Source organism: Peribacillus sp. NPDC055009 (genome assembly GCF_053608705.1).
Window position 1 is genome coordinate 207,454 of the sequence record NZ_JBSGVZ010000009.1, and the last position, 6,000, is coordinate 213,453.

At 35.7% G+C, this 6,000-nt stretch carries 6 protein-coding genes; 3 read left to right on the forward strand and 3 right to left on the reverse strand.

All coding sequences use genetic code 11. The features are described from left to right. The first annotated feature begins 62 nt into the window (after positions 1-62). The 3 genes from ACWF5P_RS15835 (at position 63) to ACWF5P_RS15845 (ending at position 4,661) form a co-directional block, all read left to right on the forward strand. Positions 63-1,415 carry a potassium transporter TrkG gene (locus ACWF5P_RS15835; RefSeq protein WP_434168605.1) on the forward strand — a complete coding sequence of 451 codons (1,353 nt, stop codon included), beginning with the start codon at positions 63-65 and terminating at the stop codon, positions 1,413-1,415. Between the two features lie 515 nt (positions 1,416-1,930). After that, positions 1,931-2,401, forward strand: coding sequence for a DUF6530 family protein (locus tag ACWF5P_RS15840; RefSeq protein WP_434168606.1), 471 nt, complete (start codon positions 1,931-1,933; stop codon positions 2,399-2,401). A 13-nt stretch (positions 2,402-2,414) separates the two neighbouring features. Beyond that, positions 2,415-4,661 (forward strand): AAA family ATPase, encoded by a 2,247-nt coding sequence (locus tag ACWF5P_RS15845; protein WP_434168607.1) that lies wholly within the window; start codon positions 2,415-2,417, stop codon positions 4,659-4,661. Between the two features lie 227 nt (positions 4,662-4,888). Here the strand turns inward: ACWF5P_RS15845 and ACWF5P_RS15850 are convergent, their stop codons facing one another. The 3 genes from ACWF5P_RS15850 to ACWF5P_RS15860 are packed head-to-tail and all read right to left on the reverse strand — an operon-like array spanning position 4,889 to position 5,948. Beyond that, positions 4,889-5,170: a hypothetical protein gene (locus ACWF5P_RS15850; protein ID WP_434168608.1), complete on the reverse strand. Its 282-nt coding sequence runs from the start codon at positions 5,168-5,170 to the stop codon at positions 4,889-4,891. Positions 5,171-5,180: 10 nt separating this feature from the next. Further along, entirely contained in the window at positions 5,181-5,570 is a 390-nt protein-coding gene (locus ACWF5P_RS15855) for an SHOCT-like domain-containing protein (protein ID WP_063236560.1), read from the reverse strand. A 12-nt stretch (positions 5,571-5,582) separates the two neighbouring features. Next, the gene (locus ACWF5P_RS15860; RefSeq protein WP_350301414.1) at positions 5,583-5,948 is read right to left on the reverse strand and encodes a DUF2089 domain-containing protein; all 366 of its coding nucleotides are present in this window, start codon (positions 5,946-5,948) and stop codon (positions 5,583-5,585) included. Positions 5,949-6,000: the final 52 nt, after the last annotated feature.

Here is a 6,000-nt window from a genome sequence, read left to right on the forward strand (position 1 = left end):
TAATGGTACGTTAGTACAAATAGGTTTATGTTTGTCAAAAAACATATAGAAATTGGAGAGAAATGAATAGTAAAATAGAGAACTTAACAAAACGACTATCTGCTGCTCAAATAATTGTTTTTTATTACCTAGTGGCTGTAGTGGTTTCAACCATTTTATTGCTGCTTCCTATTACTCAAACGCAGAATGCAGAGCTCTCATTTATTGATGGAGTATTCATTTCTATTAGTGCGGTAACTGTAACAGGATTATCTCCGGTAGATGTAAGCCAGCTGCTTAGTGTTCCCGGTACGTTTATTTTTGCAATCATCCTCCAGTTTGGTGGAATTGGGATCATGGCTTTCGGAACAATACTATGGCTTGCATCAGGAAAGAAAATAGGACTCAGGGCAAGAATACTCATGACGACAGAACAAAACAGCCCCACTTTTTCCGGGATTGTTCGGTTCATACGAATGATCTTCTTTTTCTTTGTCATGATTGAGCTATTAGGGGCTATTGTCTTCGGTACATATTTTTTGAAGTATTTCCCAACATGGCAAGAGGCATATTTGCAGGGTTTCTTCGCCTCTGTGTCTGCTACGACAAATGCCGGTTTTGATATCACAGGAAAATCACTGATGCCGTTTGCAGACGATTATTTTGTCCTGACCCTTAATATAGTACTCTTTATTATCGGATCCCTTGGGTTTCCTGTTCTAATGGAGGTAAGTCAGTGGCTGAGGCATAAGGGTAAGATGCCATTCCGGTTCACCTTGTTCACAAAAATTACAACCGTAACTTTTTTCATACTGATCGTAATCGGAGCCATTTTCATCTATCTGTTTGAGTACAGTCATTTCTATTCAGAAACCTGGCATCAATCCTTTGTCCATTCTTTGTTTTATTCGATATCTTCAAGGACTGGCGGAATGGCGATCAGCGACGTCAACCAATTTTCAGTGCCTACCATTTTGTTACTGAGTATTTTTATGTTCATAGGGGCATCCCCTAGCAGTGCTGGGGGTGGGATAAGAACCACCACGTTTGCTGTGATGCTGCTTACCATTTACAACTATGCGAAAGGGAACAGAACAATAAAAATATTCAAAAGGGAGATCGATGAGGAAGATATCATCAAGTCATTCATCGTTTTCACAACAGGTATGATACTGTGCAGTTTGGCAGTTGTCATTCTTGCATGCATTGAATCTGCCTTTTCCCTAATGGAAATTTTATTTGAAGTTTCCTCTGCTTTTGGCACTGTAGGCCTTTCGCTTGGCATTACACCGGAATTGAGTACTGCCGGGAAGGCCGTAATCATGATTTTAATGTTTATAGGGAAAATCGGGATGTTTACCTTCTTATTCAGTATGGGAGGCAAACCAGTTAAACATCCGTATCACTATCCCAAAGAGCGCATCATTATAGGATAAAAAATGTACTACAGCAAAGGTAATCAATTAATAAAGATATACAAAAGTGCAATAGTTGTATTGAAAATCCTTTTCTTCTTCAACTATCTCCTCCACTTATATTAAATAAGCAGTAAAAAGGATCCTTCAGTTTTGAAGGTCCTTTTTTTATACCGTCTCATGAGGATAAATACGTATAAGAGACATATATAAATCAGACTCTCGAATATACCCCGTAATTCTTCTAATAATGCGTTCCAAAAAAATCGTGAAATCTTCATTATTTAAACATAATCAATTTTGTTATGCATAAAAATAAACGTAATTAACTTTTGTTTGCAATATAACAAACATAATAATATAATGTTTGTTAATTAGTAAGAGTAGAATGTGGTGTTTAAAATATGAATTTCGCCTGTCCTATGTTTATCAGAAATCTTAAATAAGAAGATAATTAGGATTTTTAAGCAGAAATTTCTGACGGAACATCGTATTGGGGGAAGGAAAATAACGAAAAAATAAAAAGGAGCAATGATATGAATAAAGATGAATATAAGTATAAATCAATTATCACTGTTGAAAATTACGACAAAGTAGATGGTAAGGCTGCCTATGGTAAAGAAATCGAATCGTTAAGCACAGGAATGCTACAGGGGAAATCTCCTAGAACAGGAGATATCGTTGGAAAAATTGTAATGACTGATGATTCTGCTCAAGAAATTAAGTTATCTGCCACTAGAATTTTAGATTTAGCCATCCTTATTTTATCGACCAACTTATATTTTAGAGATGCTTATAAATTTGAAAAGCTGTATGATCCTGAAAATCAAATCGTTACTGCTTTAGGGTTGCAGGGAAATAAGATGCAATTAGAAATTGACACAAAAAATGAGAATTTAGATAAAGATATTCAATATTTTTATGATATGTTGCAATCGGATGGCGAAATTTTGGGAGAAAGATTTAGAATCATCAACAATATTATGAAGGAAATGGGATATCGGTAAGGAGAATCATAAAATGATAAGAGGATTTGTCGTTTCAGATGGCAGAAAATTTACAGAAGAAGAAAAACAAATGATTTGGAAAAAGTCTCCTAGCCATCAAGAAAGTGTGGAGGAATTACGTGTTGCAGATACAATCAATAGGAATTGGCATAATGGAGAACTGCGAGTCATCAATGTACTGCTAGAGGGGGATGCTGGCTCAGGTAAAACACAACTTGCCAAAGCTCTCTCTCATGATCTTCGATTGCCATATACGAAAATTACCTGTTTTGCCGACATGGATAAATCAGATGTTTTCGGCTCACTTTTGCCAGTAATGGAAGAAGCACAAGTGGAAGATAAAAAAATAATTCAGTTTTTTGAAAATAATAGCACGGCTCAGCAGCTTTTAGAAAATTTGTCTTCCTATCTACAGTTAAATATGGCAGAAACGAAAGAATACTTGGCAAAACTTGAAAAGAAAATCAAAGACATCGGTAAGAATGTAACATATAAGTATTATCCATCAGAAATTGTTCGTGCACTACAAGAAGGCTACCTGTTAGAGATACAAGAACCTACTGTCATTAGAGATGCATCGGTTTTAGTTGCATTGAATTCTGCTCTTGAAATTGATGGTATTTTAAATACTCCAACTGGAATGATCAAACGGCACCATGATGCTGTAGTAGTTATTACAACCAATAGAAATTATCAGGGGAATAGACCTCTTAATGAATCATTACGTGATCGAGTTCAACACACGGAACGAATGAATCTTCCTTCTAAGGAAGTGATGGTCAACCGGGCTCTCAGTAAAGTTGGTTTTGCAGATGAAGAGCTATTAGCAATGATGGCTGAAATCATTATTTTATTAGATGCTACTTCAAAAGCTAATGGAATCAAGGGTGTAGCAGGAATGAGAAGTTATTTCTATTGGGTGAATGCAGTGCATCAAGGAGAAAATATCTTTGATTCTATTTATCAAAAAGTCATCTATAAAATTACCACCGATGAAACTGAGATTAGAATACTAGAAAAAGAATTAGAAAGCAGTCAATTATTGGAGCGTATTCAATCTTATTTACTGAATCAAAAGAATCCAATGAACAAACCGCAAGCTCCTCCAGGGTCAACAATGGTAGATAATTATGAGGAACAACAAGACGGTGAGGAGGAACTTCAAAAAGATACATCTTCCATTGATTTTACAAAAGAAGAGGAGGAAATTCAAAATAGTGATTCCGCTCTGCCTCAACAAGAAAAAGGGAAACCATTAGAAATTTTTTCTGAAAAGAGATCAAAGGACATTGAAATCGATAGTAATAAAGGAAAAGAGCATGAGGAATCTCAAACAGGCATTTCTCAGCAACAAGTAAAACAGTTGCCGGAAATACTAGAGAAGCAAGAAGCTGATAAGAAAAAAGAGTTGAATAAAGAAGCTCGAACGCTTATGAAAAACACGATTCATCAAAAAGAAGGGATCATTATTCACCGCCCTCATGCAACGAAGGAAAGTATGAGTGAAGCAGAACATATTAAAAAGGAAATAACACCTCTTGTGGAGAGTATGGCAAGAAAAATTCTTGCTGTATTAGAAAAAGAAGAGTCAGTAACATACACTCCAGGGAAGTTATACGGTACGCGATTTAATGCTTCTAAGGTTGTGATGGGAGACTATCGTTACTTTGATAAAAAAAATCCTCCAACTGAAAATCCCTCTCTAGCTATAGCGATACGTATAGATGAGTCTGGTTCCATGGTTCGGGCTCAACGAATGGAGAGTGCCAAAAAAGCAATAATCTCTTTAACAGAGTTTTGTAGAATGTTAAATGTTCCTTTGATGATTTATGGAGACACTGCAGATATTAGTCAAAGGGAAATGACTTCACTATACTCGTACAAAGAGTTTGATGATGGGTACGATGGGGCTATAGGGAAAATTGCGACAATGAAGCCTCGCCAAAATAATCGAGATGGTGTTAATTTACGAATATTGGCAGAAAAACTATCGAAACAAATCGCTTCTACCAAGCTATTGATAAATATTAGTGATGGACAACCAAAAGCCATGCCTAATTATTCAGGGGATGCAGCGAGGGTGGATATCCAATCAGTTATTAGAGAATATGAAAGAAAAGACGTGCTATTCCTATCTGTTGCTATTGGAGAAGATAAAGAAAAGATTGCAGAATTACACGGAAGAGAGAGGTTTCTCGATATGACTGACCTTAAATTGTTTCCTCAAAAATTAGTGGAAACAATCAGTCGCTTTTTATAGGAGGGATTTGAAAATGGTTGAAAAAAGCAAAAAGACACTGGTACGGTATCAATAAAGATTTTTTCTGTTTTTTTAACCCCGTCCTATATTTAGAACGGGGTTATGCTTGTTTGAGGTTTTAAAATTAAATAACTTTATTGTCTTTTTACAATTTTCTCGGTATTGTAAGCGGAAAATTAGGCCTTTTCTTCAATATGCCTTCAGTGGTCGGTGTATTCCATGATAAATTATAGTCTAACCTTAACCTCAGTACCGTCCTTAGCTTTAACATCTACTAGCACGATTCCCTTATAATTTTTCAGTTCCTTGACGATAGGCTTTAGCGTTTTTTTGTCTATTAGTGGAAAGGTAAAGTCCAGTTTTTTTCTTTCGAAGTGCTCTTTTGTCCATTTGTTTGCATTTTGCTGAATAAGTTTTGAAGATAAAATTGAAATAACAATGTTTAAAATGGCATATGGAATTGGGAGGGTAAACCGAACGCCTTTCGCTTTCACTTTAACATGCATCATAAGCGAATCACTAATCAATGATGACCGAAACGGTATCCCCGTTTGCCGATTTAATATCAACAATTTGGCCATCTAATTCGTTTTCGATTGCTTCAATAATAAGGCTTATGTCTATATCTTTAACGTATTTTTCCGATTGAGGAATACTCGCTGCGATGCTATGTCCAGCCACTAATACTGCCTTGACAAGTTTTATAGGCAAATTGACCGTGACGTTATCATTTTCGGCTGATACAACACGAACTTTTAATGTTTTATCTAAATATTTAGTCGGTTTTTCAAGAAGCTTATTACCTGTTTCTTCTTTCTCTTTTAATATTTGAATCAGTTCTGATCCCTTATCTGCATCAATCTTCCCTTCTTGAACCATTGTTAACACTCTTGTAATTTCCTCTTTCATGATAAATTCCTCCTATTCCTCTTTTAAGAGCTTAATGGCTTCTTCTGGTGTTATTTCGCCATTTTCCAACATGGTGACAACTTTTTTCTCGTCCACTTCATTTTTCTTCTTCTGCACATATCCAAGGGATGAAATGATGTCTGTTAGCTTGCCTCGAACCGTTGGATACGAAATCCCCAGTTCCTTTTCAACTTCTTTGATATTCCCTCTGCATGTTAAAAATACTTCCACAAAATGAAGCTGATCCTTTGATAAGGATGCCAGCTTAGATATTTCAAATTCATTTTCAATCGTAGTGTGACAATGAGAGCACTGCAACTTTGTAATTTTCAATGTTTTACTGCAGACAGGACAATTTGTGATTAATTTATAAGCCATAATGAAATCCCTTCCTTTTAGTTAATTCGATTATAAAACAACAAATTAAAAA